At 51.3% G+C, this 22,118-nt stretch carries 22 protein-coding genes; 11 read left to right on the top strand and 11 right to left on the bottom strand.

The features are described from left to right. Positions 1 to 64: 64 nt before the first annotated feature. Both rplS and trmD read right to left on the bottom strand, forming a co-directional pair. Positions 65 to 442: a 50S ribosomal protein L19 gene (gene rplS, locus PsB1_RS04485; protein ID WP_284359361.1), complete on the bottom strand. Its 378-nt coding sequence runs from the start codon at positions 440 to 442 to the stop codon at positions 65 to 67. 127 nt (positions 443 to 569) lie between these two features. Beyond that, positions 570 to 1,265, bottom strand: a complete 696-nt coding sequence (trmD, locus tag PsB1_RS04480) for a tRNA (guanosine(37)-N1)-methyltransferase TrmD (RefSeq protein WP_284359360.1) — start codon at positions 1,263 to 1,265, stop codon at positions 570 to 572. A 117-nt stretch (positions 1,266 to 1,382) separates the two neighbouring features. Between trmD and PsB1_RS04475 the strand changes: the two genes are divergently transcribed. Genes PsB1_RS04475 through PsB1_RS04460 form a run of 4 tightly spaced genes read left to right on the top strand, consistent with a single transcriptional unit; the run spans position 1,383 to position 4,825 of the window. Next, complete coding sequence (locus PsB1_RS04475) at positions 1,383 to 2,795, top strand: Mur ligase domain-containing protein (RefSeq protein ID WP_284359359.1); 1,413 nt, start codon at positions 1,383 to 1,385, stop codon at positions 2,793 to 2,795. Further along, positions 2,795 to 3,436: a LysE family translocator gene (locus PsB1_RS04470; protein ID WP_284359358.1), complete on the top strand. Its 642-nt coding sequence runs from the start codon at positions 2,795 to 2,797 to the stop codon at positions 3,434 to 3,436. Before PsB1_RS04475 ends, PsB1_RS04470 begins: the two co-directional genes overlap by 1 nt. Positions 3,437 to 3,488: 52 nt before the next feature. Next, positions 3,489 to 4,031 (top strand): TetR/AcrR family transcriptional regulator, encoded by a 543-nt coding sequence (locus PsB1_RS04465; RefSeq protein ID WP_284359357.1) that lies wholly within the window; start codon positions 3,489 to 3,491, stop codon positions 4,029 to 4,031. A gap of 17 nt (positions 4,032 to 4,048) precedes the next feature. Further along, entirely contained in the window at positions 4,049 to 4,825 is a 777-nt protein-coding gene (locus tag PsB1_RS04460; RefSeq protein WP_284359355.1) for an SDR family oxidoreductase, read from the top strand. A 72-nt stretch (positions 4,826 to 4,897) separates the two neighbouring features. Here the strand turns inward: PsB1_RS04460 and PsB1_RS04455 are convergent, their stop codons facing one another. Next, positions 4,898 to 5,347 carry a hypothetical protein gene (locus PsB1_RS04455; protein ID WP_284359353.1) on the bottom strand — a complete coding sequence of 150 codons (450 nt, stop codon included), beginning with the start codon at positions 5,345 to 5,347 and terminating at the stop codon, positions 4,898 to 4,900. Between the two features lie 228 nt (positions 5,348 to 5,575). Here PsB1_RS04455 and PsB1_RS04450 point away from each other — a divergent pair, with 228 nt between their 5' ends. Next, entirely contained in the window at positions 5,576 to 7,399 is a 1,824-nt protein-coding gene (locus PsB1_RS04450; RefSeq protein WP_284359352.1) for a cation:proton antiporter domain-containing protein, read from the top strand. Positions 7,400 to 8,222: 823 nt separating this feature from the next. On the opposite strand, the gene PsB1_RS04445 is transcribed toward PsB1_RS04450, so the two are convergent. From PsB1_RS04445 to bchF, 7 genes are all read right to left on the bottom strand, one after another. After that, positions 8,223 to 8,774, bottom strand: a complete 552-nt coding sequence (locus tag PsB1_RS04445; protein ID WP_284359350.1) for an isopentenyl-diphosphate Delta-isomerase — start codon at positions 8,772 to 8,774, stop codon at positions 8,223 to 8,225. Positions 8,775 to 8,905: 131 nt separating this feature from the next. Further along, a complete protein-coding gene (gene puhE / locus PsB1_RS04440; protein ID WP_284359348.1) occupies positions 8,906 to 9,733 on the bottom strand; it encodes a putative photosynthetic complex assembly protein PuhE in 828 nt (275 codons plus the stop codon). A 46-nt stretch (positions 9,734 to 9,779) separates the two neighbouring features. Further along, the gene (puhC, locus tag PsB1_RS04435; RefSeq protein WP_284359347.1) at positions 9,780 to 10,241 is read right to left on the bottom strand and encodes a photosynthetic complex assembly protein PuhC; all 462 of its coding nucleotides are present in this window, start codon (positions 10,239 to 10,241) and stop codon (positions 9,780 to 9,782) included. Positions 10,242 to 10,342: 101 nt separating this feature from the next. Further along, the gene (puhB, locus tag PsB1_RS04430) at positions 10,343 to 11,056 is read right to left on the bottom strand and encodes a photosynthetic complex putative assembly protein PuhB (protein ID WP_284359346.1); all 714 of its coding nucleotides are present in this window, start codon (positions 11,054 to 11,056) and stop codon (positions 10,343 to 10,345) included. Then, complete coding sequence (puhA, locus tag PsB1_RS04425; RefSeq protein WP_284359345.1) at positions 11,053 to 11,835, bottom strand: photosynthetic reaction center subunit H; 783 nt, start codon at positions 11,833 to 11,835, stop codon at positions 11,053 to 11,055. The genes puhB and puhA overlap by 4 nt, the downstream gene beginning before the upstream one ends. 17 nt (positions 11,836 to 11,852) lie before the next feature. Continuing rightward, entirely contained in the window at positions 11,853 to 13,319 is a 1,467-nt protein-coding gene (locus PsB1_RS04420; RefSeq protein WP_284359344.1) for a BCD family MFS transporter, read from the bottom strand. Continuing rightward, on the bottom strand, positions 13,316 to 14,104 hold the full coding sequence (bchF, locus tag PsB1_RS04415) for a 2-vinyl bacteriochlorophyllide hydratase (protein WP_284359343.1): 789 nt from the start codon (positions 14,102 to 14,104) through the stop codon (positions 13,316 to 13,318). The genes PsB1_RS04420 and bchF overlap by 4 nt, the downstream gene beginning before the upstream one ends. A gap of 326 nt (positions 14,105 to 14,430) precedes the next feature. Between bchF and PsB1_RS04410 the strand changes: the two genes are divergently transcribed. The 6 genes from PsB1_RS04410 to PsB1_RS04385 all read left to right on the top strand — a co-directional run bounded on the left by PsB1_RS04410 (position 14,431) and on the right by PsB1_RS04385 (position 20,831). Beyond that, positions 14,431 to 15,357 carry a cobalamin B12-binding domain-containing protein gene (locus PsB1_RS04410; protein WP_284359342.1) on the top strand — a complete coding sequence of 309 codons (927 nt, stop codon included), beginning with the start codon at positions 14,431 to 14,433 and terminating at the stop codon, positions 15,355 to 15,357. Between the two features lie 94 nt (positions 15,358 to 15,451). Further along, positions 15,452 to 16,882 (top strand): transcriptional regulator PpsR, encoded by a 1,431-nt coding sequence (gene ppsR, locus PsB1_RS04405; protein ID WP_284359341.1) that lies wholly within the window; start codon positions 15,452 to 15,454, stop codon positions 16,880 to 16,882. 152 nt (positions 16,883 to 17,034) lie between these two features. Continuing rightward, entirely contained in the window at positions 17,035 to 17,949 is a 915-nt protein-coding gene (chlG, locus tag PsB1_RS04400; RefSeq protein WP_284359340.1) for a chlorophyll synthase ChlG, read from the top strand. Then, positions 17,946 to 19,349, top strand: a complete 1,404-nt coding sequence (locus PsB1_RS04395; protein ID WP_284359339.1) for a BCD family MFS transporter — start codon at positions 17,946 to 17,948, stop codon at positions 19,347 to 19,349. The genes chlG and PsB1_RS04395 overlap by 4 nt, the downstream gene beginning before the upstream one ends. Beyond that, complete coding sequence (locus PsB1_RS04390; RefSeq protein ID WP_284359338.1) at positions 19,346 to 20,533, top strand: geranylgeranyl diphosphate reductase; 1,188 nt, start codon at positions 19,346 to 19,348, stop codon at positions 20,531 to 20,533. Before PsB1_RS04395 ends, PsB1_RS04390 begins: the two co-directional genes overlap by 4 nt. A gap of 10 nt (positions 20,534 to 20,543) precedes the next feature. Beyond that, positions 20,544 to 20,831, top strand: a complete 288-nt coding sequence (locus PsB1_RS04385) for a hypothetical protein (protein WP_284359337.1) — start codon at positions 20,544 to 20,546, stop codon at positions 20,829 to 20,831. Positions 20,832 to 21,039: 208 nt separating this feature from the next. Here the strand turns inward: PsB1_RS04385 and PsB1_RS04380 are convergent, their stop codons facing one another. Further along, the gene (locus PsB1_RS04380; protein WP_284359335.1) at positions 21,040 to 22,077 is read right to left on the bottom strand and encodes a 2'-deoxycytidine 5'-triphosphate deaminase domain-containing protein; all 1,038 of its coding nucleotides are present in this window, start codon (positions 22,075 to 22,077) and stop codon (positions 21,040 to 21,042) included. Positions 22,078 to 22,118: the final 41 nt, after the last annotated feature.

The following is a 22,118-nucleotide window of genomic DNA, read 5'->3' as shown; positions in this document are numbered from 1 at the left end:
GCAGAGATAAAAACGGCGACTAAATGCCTGAGCCTTCCTATTCATCTTGTAACTCGCCTTAAGCTTAGTCAGAAAAGCCGCGACCGTCTGTGCGTTCGGCGATGCGTGCGGACTTACCGCGGCGATCGCGCAGATAATAGAGCTTTGCGCGGCGAACCTTACCTTTACGTACCACAACGATTGAAGCCACATTGGGGGAATGCAGCGGGAAAACGCGCTCCACGCCTTCGCCAAAGGAGATTTTGCGAACGGTGAAATTGGCATTGATACCGCCACCTGCGCGGGCGATGCATACACCCTCATAGGCCTGAACGCGTTCACGATCGCCTTCTTTGATCTTCACATTGACGCGCAGGGTGTCACCTGGCGAAAATTCTGGGATTGCTTTGCCTTCAGAGACGCGAAGCACCTCTTCGGCATCGAGTGTTTCGATGATATTCATGTCAGCTCACCTTGCACGATTCCCACTTAAGACCTTGAAACTAGATCAAAAGCTCAAGAAGGCCGCGGCATTTTTTTTGTCAAAGAGAACTTTGAGGTTGAAAGAAGACGCGCCTTTATACGAAGGATCAGTCTTTGTCACCCTTATAAACTGCCCAAAGGTCGGGTCGTCGCGCCTGAGTGGTAGCCAGAGATTGGCTTTTTTTCCACGCGGCGATCTTGGCATGATCCCCCGACAGCAAAACCTCTGGAATCGCTTGGCCCTCAAATTCGCGGGGCCGTGTGTATAAAGGGTGCTCTAATAGGCCCGCCTCAAAGCTTTCTTCGCCAAGACTTGCCTCATTACCCACCAAGCTAGGCAACAGACGAACGCAGGCCTCTACAAGCATTTGGGCAGGCAAATCACCCCCAGTAAGTATAATGTCACCGACGCTGATTTCTTCTAAGGCGCGCTCGGTAATCACACGCTCGTCCAAACCCTCAAAACGGCCACAAAAAAGCACCATACCAGGGCCTTGTGAAAGTTCACGCACACGCTTTTGGGCAAGGGGCTTTCCGCGTGGAGTCAGATAAATCAAAGGGCGTTTGTCTGCGGGGACATCATCAAGGGCGCGCGCCGCAACATCGGGCTTAATCACCATGCCAGCACCACCGCCAGCTGGTGTATCATCGACTTGCTGATGCTTTCCGATGCCAAATCGACGCAGATCCACAACATCCAAAGTCCACACCCCAGAGGCCAGTCCGCCACCCACAAGGGATACCCCAAGCGCGCCGGGCCAAGCAGCTGGGGTTAAAGTAATAATGGAAACAGCAAACGGCATGAACATATCTTAGCCTAAGCTTAAACATGTGCGAAACAAGCACACACAGAAGTGGCAACTGGAGTCGCGCACACTAAGGCCCGTGACGGATCAAGAATCGCACGATAAAGGGGCACGATGCATATATATTTTCTGGGCATTGCAGGCGCGGGCATGAGCGCATTGGCGTGCTTGCTTCAGTCCCAAGGTCACGAAGTATCGGGCTCTGATGATGGAGTCTTTCCCCCCATTTCATCCTATTTGGACAAAGCTGGGATTGCCTACAAAACAGGATTTGATGCCAAGAGCCTGCCTGATCACATTGATGCCGCCATCATCGGCACTTCGGCCAAGCTGCGTTTAGCCACAAACCCGGAATTCAAAGAGCTGATGGCACGCGGCGTGCCCTGCTACAATTTTGCCACCTATCTGGGTGAAATCACAAAAACGCGCGAAAATCTGATCGTGGCAGGGAGTTTCGGCAAAAGCTCGCTTACCGCCCTCATCGCCTTTCTACTGGTACATGCAGGCAAGGATCCCGGCTGGTTCATTGGCGCAATCCCTCTGGATTTGCCCGAAACCGGCCATGCGGGATTGGATCCCCTCTTTGTAGTGGAGGGCGACGAATATGTGATAAGCCTTGAAGATCATCGATCTAAATTTGAACTATATGAGCCCGCCCACGTCTTGATCAGCTCAATCGTGCACGATCACATCAATATGTTTCCGACCATGGCGGAGTATGAAGCACCGTTTCAGAGGCTGATCAATAGAGCTAAGCCAACAGGCCTCCTTTTAGCTTGTTACGCTTATGAGCCGGTCCGCCGCCTGATCGGGGACAAAGCAGCCACCTGGTACGGCTTGGCACCTAATCCTGGCTATTATGCTGCTGATATCCAGATCGGCCCGATCACTCACTTTTCTTTGTGTCGGCCAAACGGCGAAAAAATCAAGTTGAAAACCGAACTTCTGGGCCTTCACAACATTGAAAACCTTATAGGCGGGTGCGCCTTTTTGCTGGAGCGCGGGCTTGTGACGCAGGCCGAACTCCAAAGTGGCGTGAAAGCGTTTCGTGGCGTCGCCAGACGGTTAGACAAAAAGACCAAAAGTTCAATTGTTCCCGTTTACGAAGGCTTTGGATCATCATACGAAAAAGCACGCTCTGCGATTGAGGCCGTCAAACTGCATTTTCCCAATCAACCTATTCAAGTCATATTCGAGCCCCATACTTTTTCTTGGCGTGATCCAAGCGCAATCACCTGGTATGACACGGTGTTTGAGGGCTGCGACCATATCTTTATCCTGCCGCCGCCCAAGATTGGCGACAACAGCTCCTCGCAACTCAGCTTAGATCAAATTCTTGCGCGCGTGCGGGCAAACGGGATCATGGCTTCAGGTATTGTGGATACACAAGCCTTTTCTAAGGATTTTACCCAAGGTTTAAAGGGTAATGAAGTTATTTTGTTTTTATCTTCAGGTCCCCTAGCAGGCCTCGCCGATCACCTACCACCTATGCTGGATGCACACTTTGGTACAAAAGATTTGGACTGATGCTGCATTGGCCGATTGATCCCCATATTTACGGTTCTTTTCTCCTGATCATGGCTGGCATGGCAGTCTCCCCCGGGCCTGCTAATCTCTTTGCCCTTGCCACGGGACTGGCCAGTGGGCCACGTGCAGGTCTGGTAAGTGTTCTCGGAATGAATATTGCTTCATTACTTTGGTTTGTCTGCGCTGCCTTGGGTCTTGGCATTTTGAAAAAACTCTTTCCAGCTGCGTTTGCGTTTCTGGCCATCGCGGGTGGCCTTTATCTCGCCTGGCTCGGCTTTAAGGCGGTCCGCAGTGCCCTGGACCCACAGATGCAGGGCTTTAATCTCACCGGACAAGGCGCTGGCCGCAATCCACTGAAGGACGGCTTTATCGTGCAGTTTTCCAACCCAAAGGCACTTGTGTTTTTTACCGCCGTGCTGCCGCCTTTTGTCGATCAGGCTAAGCCGATCATTCCCCAGCTTGTGATGTTCGCAGCCGCCACCTTGACCTTTGACGTGCTAGCAATGTCCATCTATGCCTTGATGGGTGGGCTCTTGGCTGTCCGCTTTAGCGAACCCCGCTTCGCGCGCGGCTTTGGTGCCATAGTGGGGTTGGTGCTTTTAAGTACCGCAGCCCTGATGCTACTGCGTACACAGGCTTGAAGTCTTGAGCAAACCAATTCATTGAATAAAAATTCATTGATGGGAGTATCCTTTGAAGCGGCGATCTCCACGCCCTATTGAAGACATTGAGGATAGACTATTACGGGCCGCGACTAGCCTAGGCGACACGCTGGACAGTATCTCCATGCCCACTCTTGCTCAAGCGGCCGACTGTGCGGTGGGCACACTCTATCGCATCGCCCCATCTAAAACCTTTTTAGCTAAACTTTTGCATCAAAGAGCTCGCGCTTTATTTGAGGCCGCGCTTTTTGCCCCTTTTCCAGCCCGGCTAAGTTTGCTGGAACGCTATAATCTGATGTGGTCGCGTTTAACTTCTTTTGCGCTGGAAGAGCCAGATATTGCCGCCTTTTTGGCAAGGTCACCCATGCCTGCCTCCAGCGCTTTCATGAGGGCAAGTGCAGTCTTTGCTCGTGACGGTCGTGCTTTGGGGGTGTTTGGGTCGTTCAACAGCGAAGAATTAGCAGCGCTGATTTGGGGCCCAATCTCGGCGCTCTTGCGTAACCGTCAGTGTTCAGCTCAAAGCTTAGATCGACTAGGAAGCGCAATCTGGGGCAGCTTATGCCACCAATCATGACAAGAGGGAAAATGACCATGACAGGACGAATGGTTGGTAAAAAGGCGCTGATCACAGGCGGCGCTCAAGGGCTTGGCTCGGCGATTGCGACAATGTATGCCAAAGAGGGCGCGCACGTGGTGGTCACCGATCTCAATGGCGAGGGCGCGCAAGCAAGTGCGGCGGCAATCAACTCGGTTTATCCTGGTCAGGCAACCGCCTTGCAGCACGATGTATGCTCGGAAGCGCAATGGATTGAGATCGTCCATCTGGCAGACAAGGCGATGGGTGGTCTCAATGTCTTAGTCAATAATGCGGGTATCGGCAGCTTGGGATCGGTTGAGTCAGAAAGCTATGATACTTGGAAAAAGGTAATGTCGGTCGATGTGGATTCGGTGTTTCTGGGTTGCAAATATGCTCTGGGTGTGATGAGGCCGCATGGTCCAGGTGCCATTGTCAACATATCTTCCATCGCTGGTCTGATCGCCGCCTCCAATTATGCAGCCTATAATGCCGCCAAAGCAGCGGTTTGGTTGTTGACCAAATCCGTGGCCTTACATTGCGCCCGCAAAGTCCCTGGCTTCCGCTGCAACTCTATCCATCCGTCCTTTATCAACACACCAATCCTAAATGGTATTGCAGGCGCGATAGCCTCACAGGAAGAGGCCCACACCAAGCTCGCCCGTCAGATCCCTTTAGGCCATATCGGGGAGCCTGACGATGTGGCCTATGCCGCCGTGTATTTAGCCAGCGACGAAAGCAAATTTGTAACGGGGGCAGAACTCAAAGTTGATGGCGGCATTTCAGCCATGTAGTGGCAAAACTATGATCTAAACAATTGATTTTATGATTTTATCTAGTAATTGTGCGCTTAAACTAAAATCACCCTATCGCAAAATCACAGACAATAAGACTAGACGTGCAACACCTGCACCCAAGACCGCATCGGTTTTAGCTTGCAATTTTTGTCCCAATATTACAGCATCTGGAACACGACCTGGAATGATGAATCTATTGGCGAAATCTTGGGTGGTGCCGCGCCATTCGGCCTGCAAAATCGGCATGCTTGCCTGTGCTTTATCGCGCTTAGCAAATTCAGCAACCACAATTGCAAGTTGAACTTGGAGCACCGCGACAAAACGGTATTTCTGCATCACATTAGATGTGATTTGACTTAGCCCCAAAAACCCTGAATCATTTCCTGTACCCTTGGGCTCAGCCTTTTCGGCCGCATACACATTTACCCAAAGTGACAAGTCCCAACCCCCTCCTATCGCGACGCCTAACGCGACCTGACCAAGCCTACGTCTGCTTAGATGCATGAGTTGCTTTTTCATGGGTATCGACCTGTTACAGATGCCAGAAAACAAGGACTAGAGCATTTAAACCTCAATGAGGCAAGATAGGAGATATCTGTGGTCATCCCTTCCTAATTACGACTGTTGTGCAGAAATCCAGCTTGTCTCACTTAAGATCATTATAAGGTTACGCAGATCTAGTATAGGCTTCCTTCATAACCAGACTGAACCTAATATTGGTTAGGGACACATAGAGAGGAAACAGGTTTGGCGACTTTTATTGACATCGCAGCGTTTAAAGAGCCTGTTATCATCTTAAGCGCTGCTGCGATTGTTGTACCCCTGTTTCATCGCTTTAAAATCAGTCCAGTTCTTGGATTTATATTGTGCGGTATCCTGCTTGGACCCTCAGGCCTTGGTGGACTTGTGGACAATGTGCCATGGCTGAGCGCCTTTACCATCCAAGATCGTGCTTCAATTGCGACCATGGCTGAGTTCGGCATCGTGTTCCTCCTGTTCGCAATAGGTTTAGAATTATCATTTGAGCGTTTGAACCTAATGCGAAAAGTCGTCTTTGGATTGGGGAGTGTTCAAATTGTCATTTCAGCGCTGGTGATTGGGGGTTTTTGTTATTTCGCCCTTAGAATATCTGGTGTATCAGCTGGCGTACTCGGCATTGCACTTGCCTTATCTTCCACGGCCATTGTCTTACAAACTCTCGCGGAGCAAAAGCGCCTCTCAAGTGCCACTGGGCGGGGTGCATTCGGGGTTTTATTGTTTCAAGATTTAGCGGTCGTGCCCATATTGTTTGCATTATCCATGCTTGCGCCAGATCGATTGGGTTTAGGCACTTTTGGTTTGATTCAAAGCTTGGTTGTGGCACTTCTTGCTGTGGTATTTACCATCGTCGTGGGTCGGCTCGTACTACGGCCACTTTTTCGTCAAGCAGCGCGTACCAAAAGTCCAGAAATCTTCATGGCGGCGTGCTTATTGGTTGTGATTGCAACATCACTAGGTAGCGCAGCGGCCGGCTTATCTATGGCGCTTGGTGCATTTGTTGCTGGACTTTTGCTTGCAGAAACAGAGTATCGCCGCGAAGTTGAAACCACCATTGAACCCTTCAAAGGCTTGTTATTGGGCGTATTTCTGGTCTCAATAGGCATGAGTGTGGATAGCGCGAAAATTTTTGAACGCCCGCTTGAAATTGCCCTCTCCATCCTTGGTCTCATCGGTGTAAAGACAGCCATCATTGCAGGATTTGCGCCTTTTTTTGGTATTAAGCGCGCATCGGCTTTCAAGGCAGGGTTAATGCTAGGTCCTGGTGGGGAGTTTGCTTTTGTCGTCCTTGGCCTAGCTGTTACTGAGAAACTTATTTCCCCAGACCAAGCCGATTTTGCACTCTTAGTAGGTGCAGCCTCTATGTGCCTGATCCCGTTACTGGCAAACTATTCACTTGCGCCGACTGGGCATAAACCTAGCCAAAACGACAGTGAGTTTAAACTGGCAAGCGAGGCCAGTCAAAGCGAACAACCCCATGTCATTGTAGCAGGTTACGGACGGGTTGGCATGGTATCTGTGGATTTATTGGCCGAGCACACTATACCTTATGTCGCTATTGATTCTGACCTCGACCGGGTGCAACGGGCCCGCAAGATGGGGCGAAAAGTGTATTTTGGTGATGCGTCACGCGGCGAATTCCTGCGCGCTTGCGGGATTGATCGCGCACGTGCCTTGGTTGTCACCATGGACGGCGGCGCGGCGGTCGATCAAGTGGTGAAAGCTGCGCGCTTAGAACAACCTGATCTACCAATTGTTGCGCGCAGCCGCGATGGTGCACACGCGGTCCATCTTTATAGCCTTGGAGTACGCGAGGCTGTGCCTGAGGCTTTAGAGGCAAGCCTGCAAGTGGGCGAAGCTATTCTGGTCGAGGCGGGCGTCCCTATGGGGCAAATTTTGGTTGCCATTCACAACAAACGCGCCAGCATGCGGGCGGCCCTGCTTGAAGCCTCCACCGCCGCAACACCTTCTGAACGCATGCGCGTCCTGCGCGACCAGCATCTTCAAGCCATGAGTAGGGTTGGTAAGCAATAGGCTTGGTTGCGTCCAACGAATTGGTCCCAAGTCTATGTTTTATAAGCTGTAACAGCTTTAGGCCATGCCCAGCCTGCATTTTAGCCCTTTTCTGATAGTGCCTAAACAATCTTAAGGTATCAATCCCCCGTTTTCGCATGCCTTATGATAGATCTAACTTTAAGGCTTGAAAACGAGGTCAATTGGCGCAACATTGAACAGATGAGGCCACATTTAGTTCAATGCTGCCTTTTGCCTAGCGTAAATGGACGGCGGGTTCGCAGCCAATCTAGTCGTGAAAAGATTGTTACAGCAGTACTCGTGCTGATCGAAGCTGGTGATATGACCCCTCATGCAGCAAAAATTGCCGAGACTGCCGAAGCCTGTTGCGTTCAGTTTTTCGTCATTTTGAAGACATGGAAAGACTTTATCAGGAAGTCGGTGATTAGGTTATGCAGAGATTCAACCCATAATTCGCAGTGAAATTCCTAGTGCACCTTGGCAGGAGCGCATGGAAAATCTAGTTACCACCGGACGACCATTTTTGAACATGTTTACCCATTTCGCTTGTCAGCCTTTAATAGACGTTGTCATTACCAATTCCTGAGAGATGACTATACCAAATATATCCAACGCGATCATCGTTCGGTGGAATTGATTTTACCCGCTTCTGTTTTGGCGAATAATACCACAATCCATTGTTTACAAGAGATTTTTAGCTTGCACAATTGGCATGTTCTACGCCATGAACAAGCCTTATCGATTGAAGACGCGCGCGACGAGATCATACATGGGTTGCGTACCTTGTTAGCTGATCCGATAGGCTAGATTATTTTCTATGTGCTTAGGTGACCTGCAAACCCAATTCGGCCCAGCGCGATAAATAAATCCGTAACCATGGTGCATAAAACGCAGGATTCTGAATGGCGTCGGATTTGAGGGCGTCAATATCGACCCAACGAACTTGGGCGACTTCTTCAGACGCCAGTGCAACAGCCACATCTGTGCTTTCAACATTAGCAAAAAAAATGTGAACCCTCTCATGCTCAATCAGATTATTGGAGACGTGCGCCCGATACTCAATCATGTTGGCAGGCGTTAGCGGCAAGTTTAAGCCGATTTCCTCTCGCAAACGTCGCTGGGCACTTATACTAGCAGGCTCCTTCCAATAGGGGTGCGTACAGCACGTATTGGCCCATAGCCCCCCGCAATGATATTTGGAGGCCGCACGTTGCTGCAAAAGTACTTCACGCCCACAAAAGACAAAAACCGATACCGCCAAATGCAATACGCCTTGTTCATGTGCAGCCATCTTTTCGATGGGCACCAAAGCGCCATCCCTACCGATGGCAGATATGATCGTGCTTGACTGGGTTGCTTTCAAACTGAGGTTCATCACCGTCCTCTCATGGCTGGTTATTGGCATGAATGGTCATAAATTTATAGCTGGTGAAGCGTGTGCACCTCATGCAAACATGATAACATTCTATAGCTTGTCGTGACCCGTTGCGGGTATTGAACAAAGGCTTATTCACTAAATCTTTGTTTGGGCTTTTGGTCCTCGCGATGTGCATCATGCTTGTTTGTCTGTGGCTTAAGGGGGGCGGCCCAGCGCCATAACGTCGCATCCGCTACTGGCAAAACCATAAAAAAGTGCTCAAGAAGGGCTAAAGCCGTTAAGGTGAACAAGACCAAATAGCCCGTTGCCATCCCTGACCCTTCAACCGCACGATCGGCTTGTATCATTAGCCATGCAGACAATGTCAGCGACAAGATAACCGAAACCGGCATCAGTGCATTCATCCCCCGCTTAGGCAGATAGGATTTTAGATGCTCAAGATGGGGAGGGAAGAATTCATCAGTTAGATTAGGCACTCCTAAAAAAATATTCAGTTTTGCACTGATACGCATGGCAAAGAGAATCCCAAAAGTCCACGCAGCAAAGGGATTAGCCTGTCCCCAGGTCAGCCCAATCAGCGCCGCTAAAGTCAAAAACAGTGCAATTTCATGATGGATGACCGTCAAAGTGGCATATTTGAACCGCTGCCAACCCTTTGCTTCAGAAGGGCAAGGCGATGGTCGGGGCCCGGTTATCTTGCCCATCAGAAAGCTAGCTTCATGCCAACCCCAGATCAAAAGCGCACAACCTGCAGCACAATAAGCCGCCTGGGGGGTATCTTGTGGGGCAGTGATGATCACACCACCCATGGCCACAGCAACAACCAAAGCAAATGCAGCCAGCACGGTGCCATAATGTTTGGCGTGAACCCGTACCAAAATCAAAATCAGCCCAGTGCTAAACCACCAAGCAAAGACGGTGGTGATAATGGGTAAGGCAAGCTGCGCAATACTCATACGAGTTCCATCCTAACCATCGAGCTTCAAAATGGCTTCACGGTGCTCACGGTGATTTGGCTGCCTCAAACAAGCGCATAAAGGCAGCTTCATTGGTTGGCCCAAAAGCATTGAGGTTAATCTCTTTGCCCGTTGTCGGATCTGAAACAATCAGGCGTTTATTCGCATAATGTGAAAGTTTAAACGGTATTTCAGGGCCGATTTTACGCGCTTTACGATCGCGAACCAAACCGCGCATCACCGCGCGCATAAATGCGTCCTCACCAGAGTGAATAGTCAAAATCAGCTGGCCGGTGTCGGCATTATGAACTAAAATTCTACCATCGGCTTGATCGGCGAAAAGCAAATTGAGCTCTTGGACAGCTAATGGCATCACACGGGCACCATCAACCGACTGATTCAAATGTTGATAGCGCCCATAAGCCGCGGCCACGAGGGAGATAACCACCAACCCCCCCGCTGCAATTAAAGCGCTTCTAGGGAAGGGTTCATGGTCAATCGCACTCATTGGTTGGTTCCCTTGGTGATGTTAAAGATCGTTTTATGTCTCTGTTAAATCATGGCTATGAAATCGGCAGGTTCGCCTAATTAAGAGATGAACCCAAGAACCTAAAACGCGCTAGCCGTGACGTCGAGTGCAGGGCATGGTGTCTTGTTTCGCTTGGGTGTGTTTGCTTGAGAAGCTGGACGGGCCGGTGTGCCCATATCTAGGACGCTGACATGATCTTGCGCCCCATCGTGAGCGTGTGCTTGGCGCAAACAATCAGCCAAGATCGGCGCGACCTCAGCGGCATGACGCAGACACCTGAATGTAGGCTGGGGGGCAGCAATATGGCCAGGTCGGGCGTGTGGCCACAAAAGAATAACTGAAATCTTATTGGGTTTGACCAATTGGATGGCAAGATCGCCACTTCCATCCGATTTGGCGTTAAGGGCCGCGCTTTCAATAATTTTATAAGGTATATTGATGGCCTTGGTCAGAGCAGCACCAAAGCGCATGACCACCCGGCGATTGGTCAGCGTATAGACAGTGGTCTTACTATTGAGATAGGCAAGGCCCAGAAAGATTGCAATGCCAACCAAACCAATTGGAGCAACCCATAGGGCTGTAACGATCGCGTTACTGAGAATTTGGCCTTGGCTGACCCCATCAACAATACGCCACGCCATTAAGGCCATGAAATAGAGTGCGACCCAGTGCACCCTAAATACCCGCTTGGCCATCAAAATCCAATCAGGCTCGCCTTGCCACACGATGGTCTCTCCTGGTGGCAGGTCGCGGGGAAGACCGCGAACGGGTTCATAATCATGCTCCACACTCATAGGGCAGGCTCCGAACGAGCAGGTGTTGCATAAAGATAGCCAGCACCAAAATAGCCAACGATCTTTTCTTCTTCAAGCAAGGTGATCTGATCAGGGTTCGCCAAGGTAGGAGCGCCTGCAACTTGACTGCCCAGCACAGCATCCAAGCGCACACGATTTAGGTTTTTCTGCACCACACACATGGTCATAGGTACCAGTACGTGCTTGGCAGTTCTGGCTCTAGACGCGATTTCCACTTCCAAATAACGAACTAAATATTCCGAGCGATCAACCCAAATGTCAGATATGACGCCGGCGGAAACACCATCTAAACCAACCAAGCTGAAGCCACGTAAATCTGGATCCTTTTTATCGATTGAGTAATCGGTGGCAATCCGTAATGGCGCTAAGCGCGGTGTGCCATGGAACGTCATATCGGGCTTATCGGCGCGTATGGCATAAGATCCTGGCCCAACACCTGCCTTCAATGGATCACCGACAGGTGCCAGTGGCGAACCAGACCAAGGAGCGGTGCGCTTATAGGATTTAACATGACTGTCGCGCACAAAATCAGGCTTAGTGAGCTTAGTCCCATCTGAGAGATGATAGGATTTGGGCAGAGCACGAAAAAAGATGCCAGGGGTTGGCTCTAACTCACCCGTAACATCATGCTCCAATGGAAAGCCTTCGCGGCGTCCCTCGCGCAACAAGTATAGAATCAATGCGACAAACAAACCAAAAAAAACGTAAAGTACAATCTCGGTTATATCCACAGTCCCCGCGAAATATTGGTTATACATGTCTCTTCTCCGTGGTGTTAAAGGGTCGGAAATTCAGCGAGTCCAAATCGGGATCCGCCTTCGTTCATATTTGGGTGGGTTTGAGGTTCAGATACCGCCTCTGGAGCATGCTTCGCCAACGGCCCTATGGCGATCAAAGCGGCAAAAAGGAGGCCAATTTCTAAATGATAAACAATGCCATAACTAGCTGCAGGCCCAACCATTGCCGGCCCCAAAAGACCTGCTTGAACCAAGTGTGATCCAACATCGCGCAAGCCACCGCCGATAGCGATGCCTAGTCCCGCAGCACTTGCCTGGACACCACCCCATGCCCCAAGTGCTAAGCCAGATTGGTGACCGCCTTGCGACAACGCCATGGCTGCAGTCAAGGTCCCTACCGAAAACAAGCCACCCCCCAGACCAATGCCCATAACGCCAAGTCCAAACAGCGGCGTGGCCCCGATCGCACCCGAGACAATCACGCAAGCAAAAGACATCACCCCGATCAGGGCACCATATCCAGCAAGACGATGCGCTTCACCTTGACGGTTCAATTGATAGGCTGCAATCGCAAAGCCCACCAAAGTGCCTCCCGCCCAAAAGGCGGTCAGCATGGTTGTTGAGCCCACATTCATACCCAATACTTCGGCACCGTAAGGTTCAAGCAAAACATCCTGCATTGCAAAGGCAGCAGCCCCAAGGCCGGTTGCAACCAAAAGGCGCAACGTGCTGCCATGTTGGATCATCGCCCGCCATTGATCCTTAAAGGCCGGGCGCGGCAAATGCGGGGCGGTAAGTTCGGGATTACGAACTTCTTGTTTCCATACGGCAACAGTGTTGAGCACCATGGTTGCCACAGCCGCACCCTGTATAACTTGGATGAGGCGAATGGGGCCAAAATCAACCAATAGGCCGCCAAGCACTAAGGACGAAATCAACATACCAACCAAGAGCATCACATATAAAAGCGCCACTACCCGCGGGCGCGTTTCCAGTGTTGCAAGGTCGGTGGCTAATGCCAGGCCCGCAGTCTGGGAAGTATGCATACCTGCACCCACCAACAAAAAGGCAAAAGCAGCACTGATATGCCCGATCACAACGGGGCCCTGCCCATTGCCCGACAAAATCAAAAGCGCAAAAGGCATGATTGCCAATCCGCCAAATTGCGCAAGCGATCCCAAAAAGATGTAGGGCAACCGCCGCCAACCCAAATAGGATTTGTGTATGTCTGATTTAAAGCCAATCAACGCGCGTAGCGGTGCAAATAAAAGTGGCAACGATACCATAAGAGCAACCAAAGTTCCGCTAACACCTAATTCGACCATCATGACCCGGTTGAGCGTCCCAGTTAGCAAAACGGCAGCCATACCAGTTGATATTTGAAACAAAGACAATCGCAATAGGCGGCCAAGGGGGAGTTCTGGACTTGCAGAATCTGCAAACGGCAAAATGCGCACAATGATTTTGCGCCAGGCAAGCTCATTATGGGTGGCTAGTCCATTCATGATATCAGGCCCGCCCATTGCTTGTTGGGAACCAGATCTTCCCTTGCGGCTTGCTCAGAAGCAGGATGCTCCAAGGCGAGACTGGTGCAGCTGTGGTGAGATTTTTGCCCTTCCAAACGCGCTAGGCGGAGCTTCCATAAAAATTGGCCCGCATTGATCACATAAGTAGCATAAGCAACCATAGCGATGAACATTTGCTGCTGCGGTGTCCACCAACCCAACACCAAGGCCAAGACATATAGTGTCTGCAAGGCGAGGACCAACATCGAAAAAACGTCTTCCCAAAAAAATGCTTCCGCAAACAGCCAAGCATCAAATACCACTTTTTCCCAGATCGAACCGGTGATCATAATGGTGTAAAGGAGGGCCGTTTTTACAAGGATCGACATGGTCGCTAGACCATAGCCTTGCCCAGTAACCATATAATGCCCGATCAAACCCAAACTGATGAGAAAAACCAAAAATTGAATTGGGGCCAAAATAGCTTGGACCAAGGTCCATTTTGATGCATCCCGCCTTGCCCGCTGGGCAGGCGTATAAAGGGGCTTATGAATCTGGTTTGCTGGCTTCGCACTCTGCCCATAAATGTCCCACATGGCAGGAGCGCCTCTGTCAGCGTTTAGCTCAGGATACAAAATGCAGTGACCCTCTGCGGGATCACCCACCAAAGTCGCCTTCGGTTTAGCTTGGGGAAATGTCGCATCTTGCTCTATCGCTCTTGCAAAATCGCGCTCGCAAAATGGAAGCGAACCCTTTGATTCTGCGATCTTATGCAAGGAAAACATCCTAAAACTCCAGCAAGGTGACGCACTTTCGCCGCACGATCTTGTGCAGTTTCGCATGCCTCCAGCTATTGTCAAGTTATTTGGACGCCTAAACAAACTGACACTTTTTGCTTCAAAGTTAAGAAATTCGCAAATTGCATCTAGGCGATCTTAAATCTTCGTGTAAGCTTAGTCGGCCAATTGCTGACAAGACTATCTCAATAGCCGCAGCCTTGGCTGGGATGACTCACCACATGGCACCCAATTTAGGGGCGGCGCGGTGAGTGGGCAGCGCGTAGCTGGGCGCGCAAGAGACGGTGTGACTCCGGATGAATTGGGAGATTTGAATGCCCACCACGATAAGTATGGAGCATGTTGATCCACGGACCTTAGATCATGAAGACCTTAACTCTCACACCAACAGCGCTTGGCGTCTCAATGATCCCAATCCAAGCCAGTCTGAAAATCCTTCCAAACATACGACCATAACGGCGTTATTGGCCAAGATGGTGGAAGGCAACATCATCCCACGCCTAATGTTGGCCCATAAACCGCCTATTGAACACATCACCTCAAACTTGCTTAAACGAACCCCAATCGATCAGCTCGCCGTGGAAAATCTCGTGCGTATGATTTTGATCCAGGAGGTTGACGATTTAGAAGTCTCCATGTTGGCATATCTTAGATCGGGCATGCGTTTGGATGAAATCTATGTGGACCTGATGGCCCCCGCAGCGCGACTTCTTGGGTCAATGTGGGAAATGGATACGGTATCCTTTTCCGATGTCACCATTGGCTTGGGTCGCATGCACACTTTGTTAGCGCGACTGAGCGAGGCTTGTCGGCATGATTATGCCATGCGCCCCGATGTGGCGACTGGCCTTTTTGTAACCCCTGTTGGCGAATTACATAGTTTTGGTATCCGCATGGTGGACGAATTATTTGCCCATGCCGGTTGGCGCACGTTATGTGAGCCCAATGTTTCGATCCAAGACGTGTTAAACCTTGTTAAATATGAGGCCTTTCATGTCTTAGGCATTGGCATAGGTTCAGCGGCACAAGTCCCTTTTGTAACTGAGTTAATTAGCAAAGTTCGTGAAGCCTCTGCCAATCCCACGCTTCATATTATGGTGGGTGGGCGCTATATGACTGAGCGACCTGACATAGCAACCTATGTGGGTGCTGATTGCTCAGCTAGGGATGGTCGTGAAGCTATCGCAATTGCCGAAACACTTCTATATGAGCATAATAAGTTTAAGTTACGCTGCCAGTAACCAACGGCATGCTATCGTCTTTGCTGAAGAAGTCCTATAAGTGCACCCACTCGGGCTTGAGCGGCAAGCCTGCAACAAGGTTCTTAACTCGCCCATGGAACATCTCCACCCCAATCAGAACTTTGGCCCCTTGCTGCAGCCAGCAGCTCTTGGGGACCTAGAGGCTTCGGTTGCGGTAAAAGTGTTGGCAGCAGGCGGCGATGTCGCGATGATATTAGACCGCGATGGGGTTATTTGCGATGTAGCTGTTGGCAATACCGACCTGCAATTGGATGATTTTGAGGGTTGGGTGAATAAGCCTTGGCTCGACACAGTAACCCAAGAATGTCGCCCTAAAGTCAAAGAAATGTTGCGTGATGCCGCGGAAGATAAAGCCATCAGATGGCGGGAACTCAATCACCCCTCTCGACGAGGCGATAGTGTTCCGCTTCGTTATGTTGCCCTTGGAGCAGGCGAGGATGGTCGCATCATTGCGATAGGGCGCGATCACCGCGCCGCTTCAGTTTTGCAACAACGCCTGCTTCAAGCTCAACAGTCGATGGAGCGGGATTATGCGCGTATGCGTCTATCTGAATCGCGCTATCGCATGTTGTTTCAATCAACCGGTGAAGCGGTGCTAGTGGTCGATGGCGCAACGCGGCGTGTAAGCGAAGCTAATATAGCGGCAGATCGGTTAATAGATGGTGATGGTACTTTGGTAGGAAAGTCATTCGCCAAGCTTTTTGCGTCCCAATGCCAAGACGATGCTGCCTCACTGCTTTCGATTGCGCAGGCCACTGCCAATCAATCTGGCCAACAAACTAACCTGATTTCAAATGGGCGCATGCTTCAAGTCACGGCATCCTTGTTTCGACAAGATCGGTCAACGCATTTTTTGGTGAGATTGCTTCCGGCCAATCCATTGGAGCCCGCACTTGGTGACGCTTCACAACGTGTGCTCAAAGCGATCAATCTGTTACCAGATGGCTTTGTTGTAACCGACCATGAATTGACCATACTGACGCAAAATATTGCGTTTTTAGATATGGTGAACCTAGCTTCTGCTGCACAGGCTCAAGGTATTTCTCTATCGCGCTTTCTGGGCCGTCCAGGTGTTGACCGCAATATTCTCCTCGAAAACTTAACCAAGCACGGAATGGTGCGAAATTTTCCGACTGTGGTACAAACCCAATTTGGCGAAGTTGAAGACGTCGAGATTTGCGCAGTTTCAGTTGCCGAGGGTGATAGCAGCTTTTTTGGTTTCAGTATTCGCCGCGTCAGTCGCCGGGATGTGGAGCGTGGGCCTCCAAACCTAGAGATTGTCCGCTCTCCTGCTGATATGAGTGAACTGGTTGGGCGTGTCTCATTAAAAGAAATAGTGCGTGATACGACCGATTTTGTTGAACGTCTGTGCATTGAAGCTGCCCTTGAACTAACTGGAAATAATCGCGCCTCAGCCGCTGAAATCCTTGGTGTTAGCCGTCAAAGCCTTTATTCCAAACTTCATCGCTTTGGCATTGGAAATTTTGAAGACGATGGCCAATAAAGACGTTGCCAATATAGGCACTTGGGCTTTATCCATTCCTGACATTCTGCCGATTTAAGATCGAAGGAATTGCGGACTTTGCGACAACATAAGCCCGGCAACACGTGTCGAATTTAATTGACACTTTTGTATGTCCAACATAGGTTTCAGCTATGCATGAAACCTTGGCCCCAGCACAGCGATCCGGTTTTCCGGCCCCTTTGGCGGTGTTGGAATTGTTCAAGCCCATTACTTGGTTCGCGCCTATGTGGGCCTTCATGTGTGGGGTCGTCTCCTCTGGTGCCCCTTTTTCTGAAAAATGGCATTTAGCCTTGGCGGGCTCTATCCTTGCGGGCCCGATGATCTGTGCCACAAGCCAAGCTGTGAACGACTGGTATGACCGTCATGTCGATGCCATCAATGAACCCAATCGGCCCATTCCATCTGGTCGTATTCCCGGACAATGGGGTCTATGGATTGCCATAATCTGGACATGCGCCTCCTTAGCCTTTGCTGCGACTCTGGGCATCTGGGTATGTGTCGCCGCAACCTTGGGGATTTTTCTGGCTTGGGCCTATAGCGCCCCACCGTTGCGCCTGAAGCAAAGCGGGTGGTGGGGTCCTGCTGGGGTGGCATTGTCATATGAGGGCATCACTTGGTTTACTGGGGCTGCGGTGGTGACCCAAGCCTTGCCCGATCCAAAGATTCTTATCCTCGCAGGCCTTTACGCTTTGGGTGCGCATGGGATCATGACACTCAATGACTTCAAAGCCGTGGAAGGTGATCGCCAATTGGGCCTGCGTTCTTTACCCGTGATTATGGGCGTGGATAAAGCTGCGCGCTTTGCATGTGCAGTCATGGCATTGCCCCAGATCATAGTTGTAGCGCTACTTGTCCACTGGGGATTACCCTATCATGGGGTAGCCGTTGGACTGGCCTTGGTGGCCCAATTTGGATTAATGCGTCGTCTCTTAAGCGACCCACTCAAACACACACCATGGTATAATGCGACTGGCACCAGCCTTTATGTGTTGGGCATGCTGGCCAGTGCAATCGCTGTCGGATCAAGCCTAGGAGGACATCCATGAACGCGGTCACCTATCAACCGCTCGGCTGGCTGGGCATCGTCCGTCTTGGTCTGGTGCAGGCAGCATTAGGTGCGGTCGTGGCAATGACAACCTCAACGCTGAACCGGGTTATGGTGGTTGAAATGGCGCTGCCTGCGCTCCTTCCAGCAGCTTTGGTTGCCCTCCATTTTGCCGTTCAAATTACCCGACCACGCTGGGGCTATGGCTCGGATATGGGTGCCCGTCGCACGCCCTGGATCATTGGCGGTATGGCTTGTTTGTGCCTAGGCGCTTTGGGTGCGACGGATGGGGCTTTGATGACAGCGAACACGTCGATCTTGGGTCTCCTTGTTTCGGTTGTGGCCTATGTGATGATTGGCATTGGGGTTGGCGCGTCGGGCACTTCCTTGTTGGCACTTTTAGCAACCCGTGTGACCCCCACGCGCCGCCCGGCGGCGGCGTCCATCACTTGGATCATGATGATTGTAGGCATTGTGATATCCTCAATTGTCGTTGGGGCGCTAATCGAGCCATTTAGCCCACAAAAACTAGCCTTCGCCGCAACTGGGGTTGCAGGTGCTGCCTTCTTGATCACGCTCTTTGCAGTCCACAAGGTTGAGTTGGCACCTGGCGAAATTTTAGAGGCCAATGAACAAGAAACGCTTGATGAAGCTGGAGCAGGAGACGAACCAAGCTTTTGGCCAGCCATCAAAGAGATTTGGGCGGACCCTTTAGCCCGTCATTTCACCATCTTCGTTTTTGTCTCCATGCTAGCCTATAGCGCCCAAGACCTCATTCTTGAGCCCTTTGCCGGGCTGATCTTTCATCTAACACCAGGACAATCCACCCAAATGTCGGGCTTACAAAACATGGGCACGTTACTTGGCATGGTGCTGACCGGTGCTTTGGGCGGCCGTTTTACAAAAGCTGCCGCTACCGACACTGGAAACAACAAAACCTCGTCAAGCTGGATGGGGCCATGGGTTACGATAGGCTGCATCGGTTCCGCATTGGCCTTGCTTGGCCTTGCCTGTGCCGCAAAAATCGGCACAGCCTGGCCTCTCAAACCAAACGTCTTGGCATTGGGCTTCTTTAACGGCGTGTTTGCGGTCTCTGCTATTGGCTCCATGATGGGGTTGGCTGGCATGGGTCAAAAATCCCGCGTAGGCATGCGGATGGGCATTTGGGGCGCGGCGCAAGCCATCGCTTTCGGGCTTGGTGGCCTATTGGGGGCTGCGGGTGTTGACGGTTTGCGCGCAGTGTTGCCGTTTAATGGTCAGGCCTTCTTTATTGTGTTCACCCTTGAAGCTTTGATGTTTCTCTTCGCTGCCTATCTTGCCATTCGCCTTGCACCAAGCCCCAAGGCAACCCAACGCAGCGATCCCGATCTTGGATCTCTCTCTTTAGGATTAAAGCCATGACCAAACAGTCTGAATTTGATGTGGTTGTTGTTGGTGGTGGTCCCTGTGGAGCCACCGCTGCTGATGATTTGGCAAGGCAAGGCTACCGGGTCGCCTTAATGGACAAGGCTGGACGCATTAAGCCATGTGGCGGGGCCATTCCACCGCGCTTAATGCGCGATTTTGATATCCCAACCCATCTGTTGTGCGCGCATGCGACTGCCGCGCGTATGATCGCGCCCAGCGGGAAAACCGTGGATATGCCTATTGAGAATGGCTATGTTGGCATGGTCAACCGCGATACATTTGACGAATTTTTACGTGAGCGCGCCAGCGCGTCTGGCGCGCAGCGCATCCGTGGTGAGTTTAGTACCATTGAACGCACAGCAGATGGCCAAAGCCATGTGCATTTTGTGAATGAGACCGGTACTGCCCAAAGCATCCGTGCGCGCTACATCATTGGTGCCGACGGCGCGCGCTCCAAAGTCGCCAAACAAAATATCAAAGGAGCGGGCAAAATCCCCTGCGTTTTCGCATATCATGAGATCATCAAGATCTCCGATCATGTGATGGCCGACTACGACCCCAGCCGCTGTGACGTCTATTATCAAGGCCATTTGTCGCCTGATTTTTACGCCTGGATCTTCCCCCACGGCGATACGGCCAGCATTGGGGTTGGTAGCGCGCACAAGGGCTTTTCTTTACGCGGTGCCATCAAGGATTTGCGCGCCGCTTCTGGCTTTGCGACTTATGAAACTGTGCGCACGGAAGGTGCTCCAATCCCCTTAAAGCCGCTAAAAAGATGGGATAATGGGCGCGATGTCTTGGTGGCTGGCGATGCCGCCGGTGTGGTTGCACCCTCTTCTGGTGAGGGTATTTATTATGCGATGGCATGTGGTCGTGAAGCCGCCACTGCCGTCACTGAAGCCTTAAAGGCCGGTAAAGTGTCCGCCCTAAAGCACGCGCGCAAGCGCTTTATGAAAGCCCATGGCAAAGTGTTTTGGGTTTTGGGGATCATGCAGCATTTTTGGTACCGCAATGACAAAAGGCGCGAGAAATTCGTCCAAATCTGCGCGGACCCAGATGTCCAATATCTGACCTGGCAGGCCTATATGAATAAGGAATTGGTGCGTGCCAAACCTGCGGCACATGCTCGTATTTTCTTCAAAGACATGGGGCACTTACTGGGTCTTTCGCCTACATGAGACGCCATTGATGCTTGAGGCGAGCCTGTCTTTTCTAAACGCGATCTTCGGCTCGGGCTTAGCGGTTGATCTGGCCCTCATCGTGCTTTTGATCGAGTTTATCTATCTGGCGCTCAAGGGCAAGAATGGCACACTGAAGTCGCGCGCATTTGCTCTTGTTTTAGCGCTTGGACCCGGTGCCTGTATAATGTTGGCGCTGCGCGCAGCACTGACGAATGCCGGTATCGTCTGGGTTGCGCTGTTTTTGGCTTTATCCTTGCCGTTACATGTAGGCGATCTGGTTAGCCGCAAAATCTAGGCGCACGTTTTCAGAGCGGGGGGTTGTTTGGATAATGCCCCTTCAGTCCGCTTCGCGGCCAGCTACCCCGTTTGCGGGTGCCCCAAAGGCGGTGAAGGGGCATGGCCCAAGGGGGAAAGTTCAAGGGCCAAGGGACTAGGACTCGCTTTTGGTGCCCATTCTGGCCCAAAACAGCCGCCTGATCTATCGAGTGGTAGATCCACAAACCCTAAGACCACGCTTCAAACAATTTCGACAGTTTCAGGCCCTGCCCTTGGTAATGACTGCCATTTTCGCCGTAAAACGCGTCGGGTGGCGCGGATAGGGGCTCGTAAATCAAGCGGGCGACCGGCTGATTATGCTCCAGTACAAAGGGTACATCACGGCCGCGTACTTCTAAAACACCGCGTGCGCCTCGGTCATTGCCGCGTTTTGCGCCAAAACCTGGATCGAAAAAGCCTGCATAATGGGCACGAAACTCCCCCAAATCCTCTGCCGTTGCTACCATTTCCGCCGCAATATCCTCAGGGATCGAAAGGCCCGGCTGGCTGGCGAGAATGTAAAATTCACCCGGATCCAATACCAAGGTCCCATGGTGCGCGGTTAAAGGCTCAAACCAATCGCGCGGCGCGTGTTTCCCGATTTTAGCGAGGTCAAGCAATGGCGCATGCCGACGGGCACGGTAGCCGATAATCGGACCTAATGAGGCATGGGATAAATCCAGATTAAGATCGTGGCGCTCTAATGTCGGGGTGATCCCCTTCTTCAAGCGTAATTGCGTCAAGCGGTCGCCCGGGCGGACCAGAATAGAAAAGGTGCGTGGACAAATTTCGACCCATAATGGCCCATGATAGCCTGCGCGCACGCGGTCAAAACTGGTTGCGCCATCGGTAATAACCCTTACAAAAACATCAATACGCCCGGTTGAGCTTTTGGGGTTGGCCAAAGCATTCACGAGTTCAGGTAAGGCCAAGCTTTCTTGCAGGGGGACCAGATAGACGCACCCCGTTTCAAGTACACCTCCGTCGCGCAGATTCAATTTATGCAGCACCAGATCACTCTCATCCAAGCGCTGCGCAACACTTCGCCCAGCACCTGGCAAAAAGCTAGCGCGGATCCGATAAGCATAATCACCCAGTCTAAGATCAAGGCTGGCGGGTTGAAATTGGGTGTCGCAAAAAGTGGTCGGTGCGCTGATGGCACCTTGCTTGGCCAAAGCATGTAATAGGTTGTCGGGCAAAACGCCGTCTGAAATGGAATCGATCATGGATTTCCCATAGCGGGTTTAGCGATACTTCTCTACGCCCA

Source organism: Candidatus Phycosocius spiralis (assembly GCF_030158815.1).
In the GTDB taxonomy this organism is placed as follows: domain Bacteria; phylum Pseudomonadota; class Alphaproteobacteria; order Caulobacterales; family Aquidulcibacteraceae; genus Aquidulcibacter; species Aquidulcibacter spiralis.
This window is presented reverse-complemented; position numbering and strand designations above follow the sequence as displayed.